The organism is Priestia sp. J2, assembly GCF_020790095.1.
GTDB lineage: Bacteria > Bacillota > Bacilli > Bacillales > Bacillaceae_H > Priestia > Priestia zanthoxyli.
On sequence record NZ_CP086208.1, the window covers coordinates 895111 to 912694 of the forward strand.

At 38.3% G+C, this 17584-nt stretch carries 19 protein-coding genes; 18 read left to right on the top strand and 1 reads right to left on the bottom strand.

What is annotated here, in order from left to right; translation table 11 throughout:
- Nucleotides 1-12: 12 nt before the first annotated feature.
- Nucleotides 13-774: an SDR family oxidoreductase gene (locus LJY09_RS04645; RefSeq protein WP_154973502.1), complete on the top strand. Its 762-nt coding sequence runs from the start codon at nt 13-15 to the stop codon at nt 772-774.
- Between the two features lie 93 nt (nt 775-867).
- Here the strand turns inward: LJY09_RS04645 and LJY09_RS04650 are convergent, their stop codons facing one another.
- On the bottom strand, nt 868-1323 hold the full coding sequence (locus tag LJY09_RS04650; protein ID WP_228307501.1) for a MarR family winged helix-turn-helix transcriptional regulator: 456 nt from the start codon (nt 1321-1323) through the stop codon (nt 868-870).
- Nucleotides 1324-1675: 352 nt separating this feature from the next.
- Here LJY09_RS04650 and LJY09_RS04655 point away from each other — a divergent pair, with 352 nt between their 5' ends.
- The 17 genes from LJY09_RS04655 to LJY09_RS27585 all read left to right on the top strand — a co-directional run bounded on the left by LJY09_RS04655 (nt 1676) and on the right by LJY09_RS27585 (nt 17512).
- Nucleotides 1676-2314, top strand: coding sequence for a biotin/lipoyl-containing protein (locus LJY09_RS04655; RefSeq protein ID WP_028412179.1), 639 nt, complete (start codon nt 1676-1678; stop codon nt 2312-2314).
- A gap of 42 nt (nt 2315-2356) precedes the next feature.
- Nucleotides 2357-3982, top strand: a complete 1626-nt coding sequence (locus tag LJY09_RS04660; protein ID WP_028412180.1) for a DHA2 family efflux MFS transporter permease subunit — start codon at nt 2357-2359, stop codon at nt 3980-3982.
- 18 nt (nt 3983-4000) lie between these two features.
- A complete protein-coding gene (locus LJY09_RS04665) occupies nt 4001-4531 on the top strand; it encodes an NAD(P)H-dependent oxidoreductase (RefSeq protein WP_014461382.1) in 531 nt (176 codons plus the stop codon).
- A gap of 8 nt (nt 4532-4539) precedes the next feature.
- Nucleotides 4540-4962, top strand: a complete 423-nt coding sequence (locus LJY09_RS04670; protein ID WP_071276653.1) for a hypothetical protein — start codon at nt 4540-4542, stop codon at nt 4960-4962.
- Between the two features lie 162 nt (nt 4963-5124).
- Nucleotides 5125-5550, top strand: coding sequence for a MarR family winged helix-turn-helix transcriptional regulator (locus tag LJY09_RS04675; RefSeq protein ID WP_028412182.1), 426 nt, complete (start codon nt 5125-5127; stop codon nt 5548-5550).
- Between the two features lie 117 nt (nt 5551-5667).
- Nucleotides 5668-6657: a LacI family DNA-binding transcriptional regulator gene (locus tag LJY09_RS04680; protein WP_049163042.1), complete on the top strand. Its 990-nt coding sequence runs from the start codon at nt 5668-5670 to the stop codon at nt 6655-6657.
- Nucleotides 6650-7528, top strand: coding sequence for a ribokinase (gene rbsK / locus LJY09_RS04685; RefSeq protein ID WP_154973498.1), 879 nt, complete (start codon nt 6650-6652; stop codon nt 7526-7528). The genes LJY09_RS04680 and rbsK overlap by 8 nt, the downstream gene beginning before the upstream one ends.
- Nucleotides 7529-7918 carry a D-ribose pyranase gene (gene rbsD, locus LJY09_RS04690; protein WP_013055631.1) on the top strand — a complete coding sequence of 130 codons (390 nt, stop codon included), beginning with the start codon at nt 7529-7531 and terminating at the stop codon, nt 7916-7918.
- Nucleotides 7919-7932: 14 nt separating this feature from the next.
- Entirely contained in the window at nt 7933-9414 is a 1482-nt protein-coding gene (locus LJY09_RS04695; protein ID WP_028412185.1) for a sugar ABC transporter ATP-binding protein, read from the top strand.
- 1 nt (nt 9415) lies between these two features.
- Nucleotides 9416-10375 (top strand): ribose ABC transporter permease RbsC, encoded by a 960-nt coding sequence (rbsC, locus tag LJY09_RS04700; RefSeq protein WP_033578167.1) that lies wholly within the window; start codon nt 9416-9418, stop codon nt 10373-10375.
- 11 nt (nt 10376-10386) lie between these two features.
- Complete coding sequence (rbsB, locus tag LJY09_RS04705) at nt 10387-11307, top strand: ribose ABC transporter substrate-binding protein RbsB (RefSeq protein ID WP_228307502.1); 921 nt, start codon at nt 10387-10389, stop codon at nt 11305-11307.
- Nucleotides 11308-11746: 439 nt separating this feature from the next.
- Nucleotides 11747-13015 carry a 3D domain-containing protein gene (locus LJY09_RS04710; protein WP_034269680.1) on the top strand — a complete coding sequence of 423 codons (1269 nt, stop codon included), beginning with the start codon at nt 11747-11749 and terminating at the stop codon, nt 13013-13015.
- Between the two features lie 176 nt (nt 13016-13191).
- A complete protein-coding gene (locus LJY09_RS04715; RefSeq protein ID WP_014461374.1) occupies nt 13192-13803 on the top strand; it encodes a flavin reductase family protein in 612 nt (203 codons plus the stop codon).
- A 351-nt stretch (nt 13804-14154) separates the two neighbouring features.
- The gene (locus LJY09_RS04720; protein ID WP_228307503.1) at nt 14155-15432 is read left to right on the top strand and encodes an ABC transporter substrate-binding protein; all 1278 of its coding nucleotides are present in this window, start codon (nt 14155-14157) and stop codon (nt 15430-15432) included.
- A 72-nt stretch (nt 15433-15504) separates the two neighbouring features.
- Nucleotides 15505-16359, top strand: coding sequence for a carbohydrate ABC transporter permease (locus tag LJY09_RS04725; RefSeq protein WP_034269685.1), 855 nt, complete (start codon nt 15505-15507; stop codon nt 16357-16359).
- 68 nt (nt 16360-16427) lie between these two features.
- Nucleotides 16428-17234: a carbohydrate ABC transporter permease gene (locus LJY09_RS04730; protein ID WP_013055640.1), complete on the top strand. Its 807-nt coding sequence runs from the start codon at nt 16428-16430 to the stop codon at nt 17232-17234.
- 143 nt (nt 17235-17377) lie between these two features.
- Entirely contained in the window at nt 17378-17512 is a 135-nt protein-coding gene (locus tag LJY09_RS27585) for a hypothetical protein (RefSeq protein ID WP_255293447.1), read from the top strand.
- Nucleotides 17513-17584: the final 72 nt, after the last annotated feature.

Consider the following 17584-nt stretch of genomic DNA (forward strand, 5'->3'; position numbering starts at 1 on the left):
GGAGGAAAAGTAATGAAAATGTCAGGAAACACTATTTTAATTACGGGCGGAGCGTCTGGAATTGGATTGGCGCTTGCAGAACGTTTTTTAAAGGAAGGAAATGAAGTTATTATTTGTGGAAGAAGGGAATCAAAGCTGCAAGAAGCAAAAGAAAGATTCCCTTCGTTACATACAAAAGTGTGCGACGTATCAATAGAAGAAAGCAGAGTAGAGCTGGTAAAATGGGCGACTGAAAGGTTCCCAAAATTAAATGTTATTGTGAATAATGCAGGCATTCAGCAGCGCGTAAATCTTTTACACATGCACGAAGAGTGGCAGTATTACGAAAAAGAACTAATGAGTAATGTAAGTGCTCCTATTCATTTAACTTCGCTATTGATTCCTCATTTCGTTCAACAAGAACGTGCTGCGGTTATTAACGTAACGTCGGGGCTGTCTTTAACACCTGGAGCATGGGTGCCAATTTACAGCGCAACAAAAGCGGCGTTAAGGTCGTTTACGATTAGTTTAAGACATCAAGTAGAAGAAACAAATACCGAAGTGATAGAAATTCTTCCTCCAGCCGTGAACACGGATTTAGGAGGACCGGGACTTCATACATTTGGAGCACCGCTTGATGACTTTGCTGATTCAATATTTGAAGAACTGAAAAAAGGCAAAATCGAAATTGGCTATGGAGACAGCGCTAAAAGGCTTTATGCTTCTAAAGAAGAAATTGAGAAAGCTACAGCACAAGCTTGGAGGGGGTTTTTAAAGAACAACCCTGAATTTTAAAGTCAGAAAACACAAAGGTTTCTAAACCCTTCAATGGTAGCGGGTCATAAAAAGCGTGTGTCCATAAAATAAATGGACACACGCTTTTTATCATTAACGATCTACCGTTTGTCTAATTCGTTTTTCCATTTTCTCAAGCATGCGGAGGTACTCATCCTGTTCTTCTGGAGTTAGAGCAAAAAGCATGTCTTGCCAAAATAAATTTCGCTGCTCAATTACATAGTTCACTAATGTTTCGCCAGCCTCCGTTAAGGATATCCATACAATTCTGCGGTCTTTTTGGTCACGTACACGCTGAACGAGTGCATCATCTTCTAATTGATTTAATAAAATGGTAGTAGCCCCGGAGGTTAGCTTTAGATTTGAAGAAATTTCGGCTACCATACGTTTAGAGCTGACTCCGATGAATTTTAAAATTAAAAATTTTGTAATGGTCAAATTATAGGGCTGCTCACTGATTTTATCTTCCAAGAGCTTTCGCTTGAGTTCAAATAATGAGGTTTTAACTTGGTCAAGTTTTTCTAGTTTATCTATTAACTGCTGATCCATCATAATCACCTTTTCTTTATCATTATAGGTGTTAAACAATTGCTGCTAGTTACCTATTGTGGTTTATGTATATAGGGAGTTTGTTCCGAAAAAAGGAGCTGTTTTTGTGTATAACCCTATGCTTATATATCTAACTTTAAAGTAAAGTAAAGTACTTGTAAAGAAACCAAAACTTTTAAGTTGTATTTCAGTTAAAGATGTAGTAAAGTATTCAGTCGGGAAAACTTTATGAAACATAAATGTTTAGTTTTAAAAATAAATTAAAATCAAAGTTATTTACAACTAAATATCTTTGTGATAAAGTTATCTAGCGTAATACTTAACTGAATGAAATATTAAGGAGGTAAAATAAATGTCAAGAGGGCGTTTAATTTTAATGAACTTTATCGGAATTATTGTAGTATTAGCTTTAATTATTGGTGGGGGATACTATTATATTCAAAAATCTAATTATGTATCCACAGACAATGCAAAAGTGTCGGGCGATCTTTATACAGTAGTAGCGCCAGCGGCAGGTAAAGTAGCAAGCTGGAATATTGAAGAAGGTAAAGATGTTTCAAAAGACGATGAGGTAGCTAAAATCCAATCAGAAGATGGAGAAAAAACAGTTACAGTACCAGAGGATGGTAAAATCATCAAAACACAGGTAAAAGAAAATCAAATGGTTCAAGCTGGTCAGCAAATTGCTAGCGAAGTAGATATGAATAACTTATTCATCATTGCAAACATTAAAGAAGACAAATTAAAAGATATTGAAGCTGGCGATGACGTTGATGTAACAGTTGACGGAGATACTAAAACAACAATTGATGGAAAAGTAGAAGAAATCGGTTATGCAACAAACTCAATTTTCTCATTAATGCCAAGCTCTAATTCAGACGGCAACTATACGAAAGTATCACAAACAGTTCCTGTTAAAATCTCTATTTCTAACTACTCTGAAAACGTACTACCAGGTATGAACGCAGAAGTTAAAATCTCTAAAAACTAAGAACGTACATGATTAAGAAGAGAAGAAAGGAGGAAGGAACTGATGTCAGCAAACACGATACAACCAGAGGAAAGCTCAGTTAAAAAGCATATCCCGCTACTAGTCGTACTTATGCTTGGATTGTTCTTAGCAATTTTAAACCAAACGCTGCTAAATGTTGCGATTCCGCATCTGATTACAGAGTTTGGCGTTACGGCTAATACCGCACAGTGGTTGCTTACAGGATATATGCTTGTAAATGGTGCACTTATTCCATTATCAGCCTATTTAATTGAACGTTTTGGCGTTCGTCGCTTATTCTTATTTGCGATGGCCTGCTTTACAATTGGAGCGCTTGTCTGCGGAATCGCGCCGACTTTCTCAATTATGCTAATTGGACGTCTGGTTCAAGCAGTCGGGGGCGGAGTGCTAGCACCTCTAGTTATGACCATTATCGTATTTATTTTCCCTCCTCATATGCGCGGAAAAGGAATGGGTATCTTTGGTTTAGCCATGATGTTCGCTCCGGCAATTGGACCGACGCTTTCAGGATGGGTTATTCAAAACTATGACTGGCACATTTTATTTACGGGAATGGTGCCACTAGGTGCACTCGTACTTATTATTGCAGCTTTTAAATTAAAAGATATTAAACCGCCTCAAAATGTAAAAGTAGATCTAATTTCTGTGTTTACATCTCTTGCAGGTATGGCTTTACTTCTATACGGCTTCAGTGAAGCTGGAAACGATGGCTGGACGGATTCAGTTGTATTATCAACGATGATCGGCGGTATTGTCTTATTAATCATCTTTGTTGTACAGCAGCTTCGACTTAAAAGTCCATTACTTGATGTGAGAGTATTTAAATACAATATTTTCTCATTATCTAATATCATCAGTATTGCCATTACAATCAGCATGTATGCTGGTATGTTCTTATTACCGATTTATTTGCAAAACATCCGTGGCTATTCAGCGTTTGACTCAGGCTTATTAATCTTGCCTGGTGCACTTGTTATGCTAGTCATGTCACCGATTTCTGGTACGCTGTTTGATAAATTAGGACCGCGTCCACTAGGGATTGTCGGGATGTTGATTACGGTTGTGACAACATTTGAATTTACAAAATTAACGCTTGAAACACCGTTTAGTCATATTGTTATTATTTATATGATCCGTGCATTCGGTATGTCATTATTAATGATGCCAATTATGACAGCTGGTTTAAATCAGCTGCCGGCAAAATTAAGCAGCCACGGTACATCTATGTCGAACACGCTTCGTCAGGTGAGTGGTTCAATCGGTATCAGTTTAATGACTACAATCTTTACAAATCGCACAACATATCATGTGAATGAAATGAGCAGTTCAATGACTACATCTGATCCATTCTTTATGAATAACTTCCAGGTATTTGTGCAAAAGATTGCTCAAACGCTTCACCTTTCTCAAACAGAAGCGCAAAAACAAGCTTTAACAACATTAGCTGGAAAAGTTCAAGCGCAAGCAACTGTACAAGGAATTAACGACGCGTTTTACTGGACAGTTATCATTGCCATTATTGGATTGATTTTAAGTTTCTTCCTACGTGATGTTCGTAAAGATCCAGTGGTAGAAGTAGAAGAGACAGAAAAAGAAACAACAGACGATATTCGTATGTTACCGGCACCAAAAGATATGAACTCATAAGCAACGGAGGGATAAAGGATGAAAATTTGTATCGTATATGATAGTGAAGGCGGACATACAGAGGCATTAGCCAAAGCGATTGCTTCTGGCGCTGAGCTGTCTGGAGAAGCAACTGTATATGTAAAGCATGTCGAAGAAGCAGATGTACGTGAACTGCCTGAAATGGATGCTATTATTTGGGGCTGCCCAGGGCATTTTGGAACAATCAGTTCAGGGTTAAAAACGTGGATTGATAAATTAGGTTATTTATGGGCAGAAGGTAAATTAATTGATAAAGTAGGTGCGGTGTTCTGTACAACAGCTACAACGCACGGTGGCTTAGAAGCAACGCTTTTAAATTTAATTACACCAATGCTTCACCAAGGAATGGTTATCGCTGGCTTACCAGGTAACATTCCAGAAAATGCGCTGTACGGTACTTATTACGGTGTGGGAATTACTTGTCCAATCGAAGGTGACGAATTATTAACAGAGAACGACCAAGCGCTAGGTAAAGCGTTAGGAGAACGTGTTGTTCAAGTGACTAAACGAATGACACAAGGACAGTAGGTGACAGTATGTTAGGTATTTTACTGATCGTTGTAGCTGTGATTCTGGTTGTCCTAATTATTACAATGAATGCTAAAGCATCATCTTCTAAGCGCCAGCGTACAGTTCCACCTAAAAAAGAAGCGGCTGCTTCAAATGCTCCTAAAGAGCCAAAAGTAGAAGAGAAAAAAGTAGCAGAAGAAAAACCTGCAGCACCAAAAGAAACACCAAAAGAAGAGCCAAAAGAGCCGCAGGCGAAGACGGAAACAAGAACATCTAGACATAAGAGAGAAAAAGATGTCATGAACGATGATATGTATCGTCAAGTGCTGCAAAAGTTTAGAGAAGGCGAAAAAGACGACACGGTTTTTACAAAAGAAGAACGTGACGTTATGAATGATGACGCTTTTCGTAAAGCTTTAAGATCGTTTAAGAAAAACGATAATGAATGAGTTTCTTCTATTATAATAGTACGGAATAAAACAGATAGAAAATAGGTTATAAGCATTCCGCGAAACCAGCCGCTCTCCCCAGGTTAGGTTTCGCTTGGAGTGCAGCAGGGGGCTGACATGTTAGAATCGACTCCCTGATTATAAGAAAGGGGACGTCAAAACATGGAACAGCTCACATTTATTGAAGAGGTCCAGAGAATTTCGATATCCCTTAACAAAAAGGTAATGACAGAGATAAAAGAAAGGTTACTTTCACAAGGGATTACGCCTTTTCAATATCATATCTTATTAATTATCGGTAAATGCAGTCATATTGGAGTAACCAAGCTGGCAGAGGAGATGCGTGTAAAGCCTAGTGCGATCACTCCTGTTATTACTCGTTTAATAGACTTAGAGTTAGTTTCACGCTATCACTCTAAAGAGGATCGCCGTAAGGTAAACATTGAGTTAACTGCTAAAGGTGAACAAGTGATTGAAGAAGCAAATGAAATTGTGCAAAAGATGATTGCTCATTTCTTTTCTTGCTATGAGCCGAAAGATCAAGAGCAATTTTTGAAATTATTTAAGAAACTAGACGCTAATATCTAATGAAAGAAACATCACTTCTTAATGGAGTGATTTTTTTTTGATAAAAAGATTGTCAACTTCACTTTTCCATGATATTATTTGTGTAAACGGTTACATATATGGAGGGAGGGAAATAAAGTGGTAACAATTCGTGATGTAGCAAAAGAAGCAGGCGTGTCCGTTGCGACCGTTTCGCGTGTTTTAAACAGTACAGGGTATGTAAAAGAAGACACGCGTGTGCGAGTAATGAATACAATTCAAAAATTAAACTACAGCCCTAACGAAGTAGCCCGTTCGCTTTATACACGTGAATCACGTTTGATTGGTCTATTGCTTCCAGACATCACAAACCCTTTTTTCCCTCAGCTCGCACGAGGAATAGAAGATGAAGTACATAGCCATGGATTTCGTTTAATTCTTGGCAATAGTGATGAGCAGTTAGAGAAAGAATTGACATATCTCCAAACGTTTACGCAAAATCATGTAGTAGGAATGATTACGGCAACAACAAGTTTAGCTCAGAAACTATATGAAGGTCTTACATTTCCCGTCGTGTTTTTAGATAGAAGTTCTGATCAGTATCCATCCGTTTATGCTGATGGTTTTGAAGGCGGGAAAATCGCTGCAGAAGAAATAATCAAAAGAGGAAGTAAAAGAATTACTCTTATCAAAGGTCCAGTAAATGTAAAGCCTGCTCAGGAACGTTTTCAAGGCTCTCTTTCTGTCTTGAGTCAGTCTGATGCAGACTTTTACGTATTAAATACAAATTCTCTAGCATTTGACGATGCGCAGAAATGGGCAAAGGAAATCTTTCAAAAGTACCCTGAAACAGACGGGATTATCGCAAGTAATGACATTGTAGCCACAGCTGTTTTACATGAGGCGTTTCGATTAGAGAAAAGCGTGCCTGATGATCTTCAAGTGATTGGTTTTGATGATATTCCGCAAAGCCGCTTTTCGTTTCCAGCCCTGTCTACAATTCGTCAGCCTGCTTATGAAATGGGCAAGCAAGCAGCAGGTCTGTTAATGAAATGCATTAAGAAAGAACCTTTAATTCAAAAGCAAGTACAACTACCCGTTACGTTTATTGAACGAAATACGACACGAAAGGTTGAGGAACATGGCTAAAGTAACTGTGATTGGAAGTTCATCAATGGATTTAGTAGTAACATCAAATATTCGTCCTGGAGCTGGAGAAACAGTGTTAGGAGAATCATTTAAAACCGTTCCGGGAGGAAAAGGAGCGAACCAAGCTGTTGCAGCAGCCCGGCTTGGAGCGGATGTGAGTATGATTGGATGTGTGGGCGAAGATCATTACGGAAAAGCAATCCTGGAGAATTTCAAATCAAACGGTGTATCTGTGGAAAATGTGAAACCGGTTACAGGTTCAGATAGCGGAACAGCTCACATTATACTCGCTGAAGGAGACAACAGCATTGTAGTTGTCAAAGGAGCAAACGATTATATTACTCCAGACTACGTAGAAAAAGCAAAAGAAAAAATTAAAGAAGCGGATATCGTACTTATTCAGCAAGAAATTCCAGAAGAAACGGTTGAATATGTTGCTCAGCTTTGTCAGGAACTTAAAGTACCGCTTTTATTAAATCCAGCGCCTGCAAGACCATTAAAAGCAGAAGTGATTGAACAAGTTTCTTACATCACTCCAAATGAACATGAAGCAGCGCTTTTATTTGAAGGAAAAGAAAAAGAAGAAGTATTAAAACAGTATCCAAATAAATTGTTTATTACAGAAGGAAAACAAGGCGTACGCTATTTTAACGGCGAGAAAGAAGTATTGGTTCCTTCTTATCAAGTAGAAACGATTGATACGACAGGAGCAGGAGATACGTTTAACGCAGCGCTTGCTGTGGCACTTGCCGAAGGAATGGGTTTTGAAAAAGGAATTCAGTTTGCTAATCGCGCAGCTTCGCTATCCGTCACTAAATTTGGTGCGCAAGGCGGCATGCCGACTCGAAAAGAAGTGGAGGAGAGTCTGTAAATGAAACGTCACGGAATGATTAACAGTCATATTACGAAAATACTAACAGATCTAGGTCATACAGACACTATTGTCATTGCAGATGCAGGGTTACCTGTTCCGAGTGACGTGCCTAAAATTGATTTATCTTTAAAGCTAGGGGTGCCTAGCTTTGAAGATGTAGTAGTAGCTGTGTTAGAAGATATGGCTACAGAAAAAATAGTGATTGCTTCTGAAATGAAAGAAAGAAATCAAAAAGCTTATGAGTTAATGGAGAAGCAAAACATCTTAGTAGAAGAAGTATCTCATGAACAATTAAAAATGCTAACAAGCAAAGCAAAAGTTGTGATTCGTACAGGAGAAGCAACTCCTTATGCAAACTGCATTTTACAAGCGGGAGTTATTTTTTAAAAGAGGTGAACAACATGCACATCGCAATGAGAGGGATTCATAAAGCCTTTGGAGCAAACCGTGTACTAAGAGGTGTGGATTTTGAATTACATGAAGGTGAAGTTCACGCACTAATGGGGGAAAACGGAGCAGGGAAATCTACGCTGATGAATATTTTAACCGGCCTTCATAAAAAAGATGAAGGACAGATTCTGATTGATGGCAAAGAGACGTATTTTCAAAACCCAAAAGAAGCAGAACAAAACGGAATTACCTTTATTCATCAAGAGCTGAACGTTTGGCCTGAAATGACGGTGCTTGAAAACTTATTTATCGGCAAAGAATTAAAAACACCTTTAGGTTTTTTAAAAACAAAAGAAATGAAAGCGTTAGCAAAGAAGCAGTTTGAAAAATTAGCTGTCACCATTCCTCTTGATCAAGAAGCAGGACTTTGTTCTGTCGGACAGCAGCAAATGATTGAGATAGCCAAAGCGCTGATGACGAATGCAAAAGTGATTATCATGGATGAGCCGACCGCAGCGCTTACTGAAAGAGAAATTCAAAAGTTATTTGACGTAATTAATGCGCTGCGAAAACAAGGTGTATCGATTGTCTATATTTCACATCGTATGGAAGAGATTTTCGCTATTTGTGATTCCATTACGGTCATGCGTGACGGACAGACGGTAGACAAAAAGCCGATTCCAGAAACCAGCTTCGATGATGTTGTTCGCAAAATGGTAGGAAGAGAGCTAACGGATCGATTTCCTGCTAGGACATCTCCTAAGGGAGACGTTGTTTTTGAAGCAAAAGGCTTGGAGAGAAAAGGTGTGTTTCAAGACGTTCATTTTTCAGTGCGATCAGGAGAAATTGTCGGCGTTGCGGGGCTAATGGGAGCTGGAAGAACCGAAATTATGCGCGCTATCTTCGGGCTTGATCCGTTAGAAAAAGGCGAAATTATCTTAAATGGCAAACGGGTCAGTATCACAAAGCCAGACCAAGCCATTAAATTAGGTCTCGGGTTCATTACAGAAGATCGTAAAACAGAAGGGCTCGTTCTGGATTTTTCTATTCGAGAAAATATTGCACTTCCAAGTCTATTCAGCTTTTCGCCAAAAGGCTTTATTGAACAAAAAAGCGAGCAGCAATTTGTAGATTTGCTTATTAAACGTTTAACGATCAAAACCGAGTCGTCTGAGACGAGTGCGGCTAATTTATCGGGAGGAAATCAGCAAAAAGTAGTTATTGCCAAGTGGATTGGCATTGGACCAAAAGTGCTAATTTTAGATGAACCAACTCGAGGAGTTGACGTCGGGGCGAAGCGTGAAATTTATCAGCTTATGAATGAACTGACAGACAGAGGCGTGGCTATTATCATGGTGTCTTCAGAGCTTCCGGAAGTACTCGGCATGAGTGATCGCATTTTGGTTGTGCATGAAGGAAAGATAACAGGTGAACTGACAAGTGAAGAAGCAACTCAAGAAAAAATTATGACATTTGCAACAGGAGGTCAGTAAAATGAAAGCAAACACAGCGATAAAAGAAAATCGCGTTGATAACGTGATGCAAAAGCTAGGTCCGTTACTAGGTTTATTTATTCTTATTGTCATTGTATCGATTTTAAATCCAAGCTTTTTAGAACCTTTAAATATTTTAAACTTGCTGCGTCAAGTGGCTATTAATGCTTTAATTGCATTCGGTATGACATTTGTTATTTTAACAGGGGGAATTGATTTATCCGTGGGCTCTATACTTGCTCTATCAAGTGCGTTAATGGCAGGTATGATTGTGTCAGGTGTAGATCCTATTTTAGCTATTTTAATAGGATGTGTGTTAGGAGCTGTAATGGGTATGGTTAACGGCTTACTTATTACAAAAGGAAAAATGGCGCCGTTTATTGCGACGCTAGCGACTATGACAATTTTTAGAGGGTTAACGCTTGTTTATACAGATGGAAATCCGATTACGGGCTTAGGTGAAAACTATTACTTCCAGTTATTTGGCCGAGGCTATTTCCTAGGTATTCCTGTTCCAGCAATTACGATGGTACTAGCGTTTGCTGTCCTATGGGTGATTTTGCATAAAACACCGTTTGGCCGTAGAACATATGCAATCGGTGGAAATGAAAAAGCAGCATTTATTTCAGGAATCAAAGTTCCGAAAGTTAAGGTTATGATTTACTCACTAGCAGGATTATTGGCAGCGCTATCAGGAGCGATTTTGACTTCTCGCTTGAATTCTGCTCAGCCAACGGCAGGTACGTCTTACGAGTTAGATGCTATCGCCGCAGTAGTACTGGGTGGCACAAGCCTTTCTGGAGGACGTGGACGCATTGTTGGAACGTTAATTGGTGCGCTGATTATCGGAACATTAAACAACGGTTTGAACTTACTCGGCGTTTCGTCGTTTTACCAAATGGTCGTAAAAGGAATTGTTATTTTAATTGCGGTATTAATTGATCGCAAAAAGTCAGCTTAGGAGGGAAAAACATGAAGAAAATTTGGCTCGTGCTATTATCATTTTCATTATTACTGTTAGGGGCTTGTTCACTTCAGCCTCCTGAGTGGGCGAAACCATCTGAAAGTAAAAATTTAAAAGATATTAAAATTGGTTTATCCGTGTCTACATTAAACAATCCGTTCTTTGTTTCCCTAAAAGAAGGAGTACAAAAAGAAGCAAAAAAACTGGGCATGGAAGTAGTTGTAGTAGATGCTCAAAATGATTCAGCCAAACAAATTAACGATGTAGAAGATTTAATGCAGCAAGGTGTTAACATTCTGCTTATTAACCCAACGGATTCAGCCGCTATTTCAACAGCTGTACAATCGGCTAATAATGTAGGGATTCCAGTTATTACGCTAGATCGTTCAGCAGAAAAAGGAAAAGTGGAAACACTGGTAGCTTCAGATAATGTAAAAGGTGGTCAAATGGCTGCTGATTACATTGTAAAAAAAGTAGGTGAAAAAGCTCAGGTAGCAGAACTTGAAGGCGTGCCCGGAGCTTCAGCAACTCGTGAACGAGGAAAAGGGTTCCACAACGTTGCAGATCAAAAGCTAGATATTACGGCTAAACAGTCAGCTGATTTTGACCGTACAAAAGGCTTAAACGTTATGGAGAACGTTCTTCAAGGAAACCCTGGTATCAAAGCCGTATTTGCTCACAATGATGAAATGGCATTAGGAGCTATTCAAGCGATTAACAGCTCAGGAAAAGATGTATTAGTAGTAGGGTTTGATGGAAACGACGATGCAATTAAATCAGTAAAAGAAGGGAAACTAGGAGCAACTGTAGCCCAGCAGCCTGTTTTAATTGGTAAACTTGCTGTAAAGTCTGCTAAAAATGTTCTTCAAGGCAAAAAAGTAGATAAGCAAATTCCAGTGCCTTTAAAACTAGTAACCTCTGAAAAATAATGGCTTTATACGTGTGAAGAAAAAAGACGCTCATTTGATTTATGGGCGTCTTTTTATATATATAAAGTGTAAAAAAGAAGTGAAAAAGTCACAACTTTATAAATAGTGTAGGAATTATGTAGGTGGAATTTATGTAATAAAAAGTAAAAAACACAGAAAAAAGGCGGTAAAACACATAATTTTCTGTGAAAAATTTGTAATATAGCTGTAATAATAAGCGTTTATTTTGGTTTTCAAAGAGTAATTTTGCCCCCTTTGTGACAAAAATATATCTTTTTTAATAAACAGTAAACCTCTCTATCAAGGGATTTTGGTGGTAAATTCCCAGAAAGAGATTCTTGGTTATACAGATTATGGGAAACTTTTAACTGTATTGTAACATAAACAGCTAGTTTTTTATGGTATAACTATGTCTATGAGGAAAGGGGACTATTACTTTATGAAAATTTTTAAGCGTATGACTCTTGCAGCAGTCACAGGAATTTTCTTCATGACCGGCATTACAGAGACTCACGCCCAATCGAATGAAGAAGCGCTCCAGACTACTGAAAATAAAATTAAAGAAACAGAAAAGGCTGTTCAACAAAAAGAGAAAGAGAAACAGTCTATCAATTCAGATGTTCAAAACATACAGTCACAATTAAATTCATTACATACAGTAATCTCTAGCAATAAAAAAGAGTTAGCATCGACTGAAAAGCAGATTTCAGAAGCGAACAAAATGATTGAGAAAAAGAAAAAAGAGATCGTTTTGCTTCAGGAAAAAGTGTTAAGTCGTAAAGATATTATTGAAAATCGATTAGTTGCTTTACAGCAGGACGATAAAACAAGCGTTGTTATTGATACATTAATGAATGCTGATAACTTTGGAGATTTTGTTGCACGTATGGGTGCGGTCACAACTTTATTGTCAGCAGATAATGATATTTTAAAGCAGCATCAAAATGACTTAGATCAAATTGAAAAAGATAAAAAAGAAATTGATAAGCAAGAAAAAGTATTAGAAGCAGCAAAAAGTAGCCTAGCGGCTAAACAAGCTGAATTAGATAAAAACGTTGCGAAACAAACAGCAACGTTAACAACTATGCAAGAAAAATACAGTACGGTCGTAAATGAAATTGATGCAGCTTCTTCAGAAAAAGCAAATCTTCAGTCTGAACTAACAGGCATTCAAGATAAGATTGCAAAAGAAAAAGAAGCAGCTCAAAAGCAAGCTGAGCAAGTGGCAAAACAGCAGGCGGCTGAAAAGGCTGAGGCTGATGCAGAAGCAAAGCGTCAAGCTGAATTAGCAACAGCTAAAAAAGAAGTAAAAACAGAGCCGAAACAAGAAGTAAAAACAGCTGCGGCTACAGAGAAGAAAGCGGCCGTTTCTTCAGAAGCAAAAGAAACGAAAAAAGAAGAAAGCACACAAAAGCATTCTGGAAAAGAAATGTATGTAGAAGCAACAGCTTATACAGCTAATTGTGCAGGCTGCAGCGGCGTAACAGCCACTGGACAAAATGTAAGTTCAGGCACTCATAAAATTATTGCGGTAGATCCATCCGTTATTCCATTAGGTTCGAAAGTATATGTAGAAGGATACGGAGTGGCAACAGCAGGTGATACGGGCGGTGCGATTAAAGGATATCGAATTGACGTATTAGTACCTTCTGAGTCAGCTGCAAAAGCATTTGGACGTCGTACAGTGAAAGTAACGGTGCTAAACTAAAGAGAAGATCCGAACGATTTATCGTTCGGATTTTTTCATTTTGTTGGTTTTCAGATGAGATGGATGCAGCTATGTCTCAGCCTCTTCTTTGCATGTTTGGTGAGCAAGTTGCTAGCTAATCTATGCTCTTTTCGTTACCATACAATAAAGTAAATGGAAGAAAAGGAGTGGGTAAAATGAAGATCGTGGATCCAGCGGTACAAAGTGCAAAAGACAATTATCATTTGCTAACAGGTGTCGTCATTCCCCGGCCGATTGCGTTTATTACAAGTCAAAATGATGACGGTGTAGTGAATGCCGCGCCGTTTAGTTTTTTTAATGTAGTTGCGGCAGAGCCTCCGCTGATTGCTGTTTCGGTTTCGAGAAGTGAAGGTCAAATGACGAAAGATACGGCCAAAAATATTAGTGCATCTAAAGAATTTGTAGTTCATCTTGTAGACGAAAACTTAGTGGAACAGGTGAATCAAGCGGCATCTTCTTATCCTTCTTCCGTGAGTGAAGTCGAAGAAACAGGGTTAACACTAGCACCGAGCAAAAAAGTGCAGGTTCCCGGAATTCAAGAAGCCAGCATTCGGATGGAATGTAAGCTTCACCAAATTGTTCCATTAGGAACGGATGAGGCATACAGCTCAGATTTGTTTATCGGTGAAGTTGTGATGTTTCATATTAGTGAAAAAGTGATAGAAAACGATCGCGTTTCTGCAGAACGTGTGAAGCCGGTCAGTCGACTTGCGGGTTCTAACTATAGTAAATTGGGGCAATTATTTTCCTTAGAACGTCCCAAATAAGCAAGAAAGTGTTACTTATGTAGCAAAAAAATAGTATACATTGGATTTTTTTAAATAAGCGATTGTGTTCTGTTTCAACAATAACAGTACATTCGCTTTTTTTTATGAACGAAAAAGTTAATAGAAACCATAATAACAAAATCAATTTACAAAAAGGCAAAAATGTAAGGTTTTTGCCTTTTATATTTACCATTGAGGAAAAGGGTATTCATTCATATAATTTAGATTAAGTAAATTGTATACGCTTTCAATATACAGAATTATTTTTCAATAATTCTGTATAGAAAGAGACGTGAGCGTTTACAAAAAAACTTGCCACACTAGGAGACGAGATCATAGGAGGGGTATTCATTGAAACGTTGGTTTAGTTTAATCAGTTTTGCACTCATTTTAACCCTAGTACTTGCAGGATGCGGAGGAAAGTCCGCTAATGAAACAAGTGGTAGCGGTGGAAAAGAAGTTGTTGCATGGGCTTGGAATATTAACGTACCGGTATTGAAGAAAGCAGCAGCAGAATATCAAAAAGAGAATCCAGGATTTAAATTAAAAGTAGTGGATATGGGACGTGAAGACGTTTATTCAAAACTAACAACAGGATTGCAGGCTGGCGGAAAAGGTCTTCCTGATATTGTATTAGTAGAAGACGATCGTTTCCAAGGATATTTGGATGCATTTCCAAATGCATTTTTAAACCTATCTAAAAAAGGATTCGATAAGCAAGAAGATAAATTTCCAGAGTTTAAGAAAGCTCTTTTATCAAAGGATGGGGACATGTACGGCTTCCCGTTTGATGCAGGTCCGACAGGCGTTTTCTACCGCACAGATTACTTTGAAAAAGCAGGCGTAGATCCAAACAGTATCAAAACATGGGATGATTATATTGCGGCTGGTAAGAAAATTAAAGAAAAAGTTGGCGTTGATTTACTAGGTTTAGATTTTAATAATGACGATGGCTTATTCCGAATGGCACTAACGCAGCAAGGTACGTTCTATTTTAATAACAAAGGTAAGCTCAATTTAACTTCTAAAGAAGCGAAAAAAGCGATGGAGTTAAATAAGAAGTTAAAAGAAGCAGGCATTGTTAAAAATACAGTGGGCTGGGATGCTTCAATCAGTGCTTTAGCAGAAGGTAAAGTAGCAAGTTCACCATCTGGTGCTTGGCTATCTGGTTCTATTACGCAGCAGGCTCCAGATTTAAAAGGAAAATGGGGAGTATTTTTATTACCTTCGTTTGAAGAAGGAGGCAACCGTGCTTCTAACTTAGGCGGAAGCAACTATGTGATTTCAGCAAATAGCCAAAAAGCAGATGAAGCGTACAAATTTATGGAATATTTCTCAACAACAGATAAAGTTCAAGAAGAAGCGATGAAGGGCGGATTATTCCCATCATTAAATACCGTATATTCTTCAAAATTATTCACTGCACAAGATGAGTACTTTAACAATCAGACGATTTGGAAAACATTCGCAGATGAAATGAAAGATATTAAGCCGGTTAATTTTACAGGCAATTACTCAGTTGCAAACAGTGAAGCAGTCAAAGCTGTGTCAGAGGTAACAAATGGTAAGGGCGTTACAGACTCGCTTGAAGCAGCTCAAAAACGCTTAGAAAACCGAATTCAAAAATAATCAAGAAGCATAGAAGGTGATTTCTAGAAAATTGCCTTCTATCTCTTCTTCTTGCGGTACTAGGAGGTCATCATGAAGACAAATAAATCATTGCCTTACTTATTTATTGCTCCAGCACTTTTGCTGTTCGCGCTGTTTACCATCTATCCTATTTTTTCATCGTTTATTCTAAGCTTTCAGAGTATGGAAGGCGGAAAGTATGTATTTACCGGTTTATCAAACTATACACGTTTGCTCGGAGATGATATTTTCTGGAAAGCGCTTGGAAATACGGGGATTATTTTAATCGTTCAAGTACCCGTCATGATTTTATTAGCGCTTGTACTAGCTAACGCGTTAAACAGTCAGCTTTTAAGACTAAAAGGTTTTTTCCGAGTTTCATTTTTCTTGCCCGCAGTAACGTCGCTAGTTGCCTATTCTATTTTGTTTTCAATCATTCTTCAAGATGAAGGAATTATGAATACTATTTTAGGGTTTTTCGGTATCAACGCCATTCAGTGGCTGGGAGATCCTTTCTGGGCTAAAGTCTCAATCATCGTTGCGATGACTTGGAGATGGACAGGTTATAATATGGTTATTTTTCTAGCAGCTCTTCAAAGTTTATCTCATGAAGTTTACGAAGCAGCTGATTTAGACGGGGCAAATCGTATTCAAAAGTTTTTCCACGTAACCGTTCCACAATTAAAACCCGTTATCTTGTTTGCTACTATTTTATCAACAATTGGCACGCTTCAATTGTTTGACGAACCTTTTAACTTAACAAAAGGCGGCCCTGCTGATTCCACGATGACGCTAGGCTTATATATTTATCAAAATGGCTTTAAATATTTTGATTTTGGATATGCTTCAGCCATTGCGTACGTTGTTGTATTATTAGTCGGTATTTTAACGTTCTTCCAATTTAAGTTTACGGGTGATAAATCATGAGTGTATTAGAGAGAGTAGAAGCAACCGCAGTAGCTACCGTGCCTAAGGTTAAAAAGAAAAGCAACATCATGCGTAAAATAGGATTATACAGCATGCTTGGGCTGTTCACGATTATCTCTATTTTTCCGTTTTACTGGATGATTATCGGCGCTACGAATGAATCAGGAAAAATGTTTACAAACCCTCCAACGCTGAAGCCTGGCGATCAATTTATGACAAATCTACAAAATTTAAATGCTTCAATTGATTTAGGGCGCGTCTTTTTTAACTCAGTATTTGTTTCAGTAGTGTATGTGATTGTAGCTTTAATGGTTTGTTCTACAGCTGCATATGCGCTATCTAAATTTGAATTTAAAGGACGAAACGCAATTTTTACAACGCTTTTATTGTCCATGATGATTCCATATCAAGCAACGCTCATTCCGCTTTTTCAGCTGATGTCGAATTTTAATTTGCTTGATACGTATTTTGCTCTTATTGTTCCGCAGCTGTGCTTTCCGTTCGCTATCTTTTTATTACGTCAGAACTTTTTAGCTTTTCCAACGGAACTGATTGAAGCAGCACGTTTGGACGGTGCTGGAGAGATGAGAATCTTTTTAACCATTGTGCTTCCTTCTATGAAGCCTGCGATGGCTGCAGCAGCTATTTTCTTATTTATGACACAGTGGAATAACTTTATGTGGCCTTTAGTTGCGACTACATCAAACGAAATGGCTACATTGCCAGTTGCTCTTTCAAGCTTAATTGGATTATCGATTATTGATTACGGTCAAGTAATGATGGGGGTAACGATTGCAACCATTCCAATCATTGTCTTCTTCCTAGCGCTTCAGCGTCATTTTATTTCAGGAATGCTTGGAAGTGCAGTAAAATAAAAAGCAGCAGATGTTGAGAAAAAAGTATGTTAGTTAAAGGAGGATCCGAAAGAATCTGATTGTTGATCGAGAATCAAATTCGTTCGGATTTTTTCCTTTCTAGGATGAACGTAGATTTAATTGTAGTTAATTGCTTCTAGGTGTTGATTGGAGGGCAAGACGAAGACTCCTGCGGGAAAAGCGGAACAGGTGAGACCCCGCAGGAGCGTAAGCGACGAGGAGGCTCACCGGCCGCCCGCGGAAAGCGAAGTCTTGCAAGGAAATCAACAGCTGTGTAACAAGTAATTCATACTAGTTCAATTTGTTCGTCTTTAGATTGGGTTGATTTAGCCATAGTTCAATCACTTTCT

Coding starts and splice junctions, on each gene's coding strand:
- LJY09_RS04645 (WP_154973502.1), top strand. CDS start 13: ATGAAAATGTCAGGAAACACTATTTTAATTACGGGCGGAGCGTCTGGA.
- LJY09_RS04650 (WP_228307501.1), bottom strand. CDS start 1,323: ATGGATCAGCAGTTAATAGATAAACTAGAAAAACTTGACCAAGTTAAA.
- LJY09_RS04655 (WP_028412179.1), top strand. CDS start 1,676: ATGTCAAGAGGGCGTTTAATTTTAATGAACTTTATCGGAATTATTGTA.
- LJY09_RS04660 (WP_028412180.1), top strand. CDS start 2,357: ATGTCAGCAAACACGATACAACCAGAGGAAAGCTCAGTTAAAAAGCAT.
- LJY09_RS04665 (WP_014461382.1), top strand. CDS start 4,001: ATGAAAATTTGTATCGTATATGATAGTGAAGGCGGACATACAGAGGCA.
- LJY09_RS04670 (WP_071276653.1), top strand. CDS start 4,540: ATGTTAGGTATTTTACTGATCGTTGTAGCTGTGATTCTGGTTGTCCTA.
- LJY09_RS04675 (WP_028412182.1), top strand. CDS start 5,125: ATGGAACAGCTCACATTTATTGAAGAGGTCCAGAGAATTTCGATATCC.
- rbsK (WP_154973498.1), top strand. CDS start 6,650: ATGGCTAAAGTAACTGTGATTGGAAGTTCATCAATGGATTTAGTAGTA.
- rbsD (WP_013055631.1), top strand. CDS start 7,529: ATGAAACGTCACGGAATGATTAACAGTCATATTACGAAAATACTAACA.
- LJY09_RS04695 (WP_028412185.1), top strand. CDS start 7,933: ATGCACATCGCAATGAGAGGGATTCATAAAGCCTTTGGAGCAAACCGT.
- rbsC (WP_033578167.1), top strand. CDS start 9,416: ATGAAAGCAAACACAGCGATAAAAGAAAATCGCGTTGATAACGTGATG.
- rbsB (WP_228307502.1), top strand. CDS start 10,387: ATGAAGAAAATTTGGCTCGTGCTATTATCATTTTCATTATTACTGTTA.
- LJY09_RS04710 (WP_034269680.1), top strand. CDS start 11,747: ATGAAAATTTTTAAGCGTATGACTCTTGCAGCAGTCACAGGAATTTTC.
- LJY09_RS04715 (WP_014461374.1), top strand. CDS start 13,192: ATGAAGATCGTGGATCCAGCGGTACAAAGTGCAAAAGACAATTATCAT.
- LJY09_RS04725 (WP_034269685.1), top strand. CDS start 15,505: ATGAAGACAAATAAATCATTGCCTTACTTATTTATTGCTCCAGCACTT.
- LJY09_RS04730 (WP_013055640.1), top strand. CDS start 16,428: ATGCGTAAAATAGGATTATACAGCATGCTTGGGCTGTTCACGATTATC.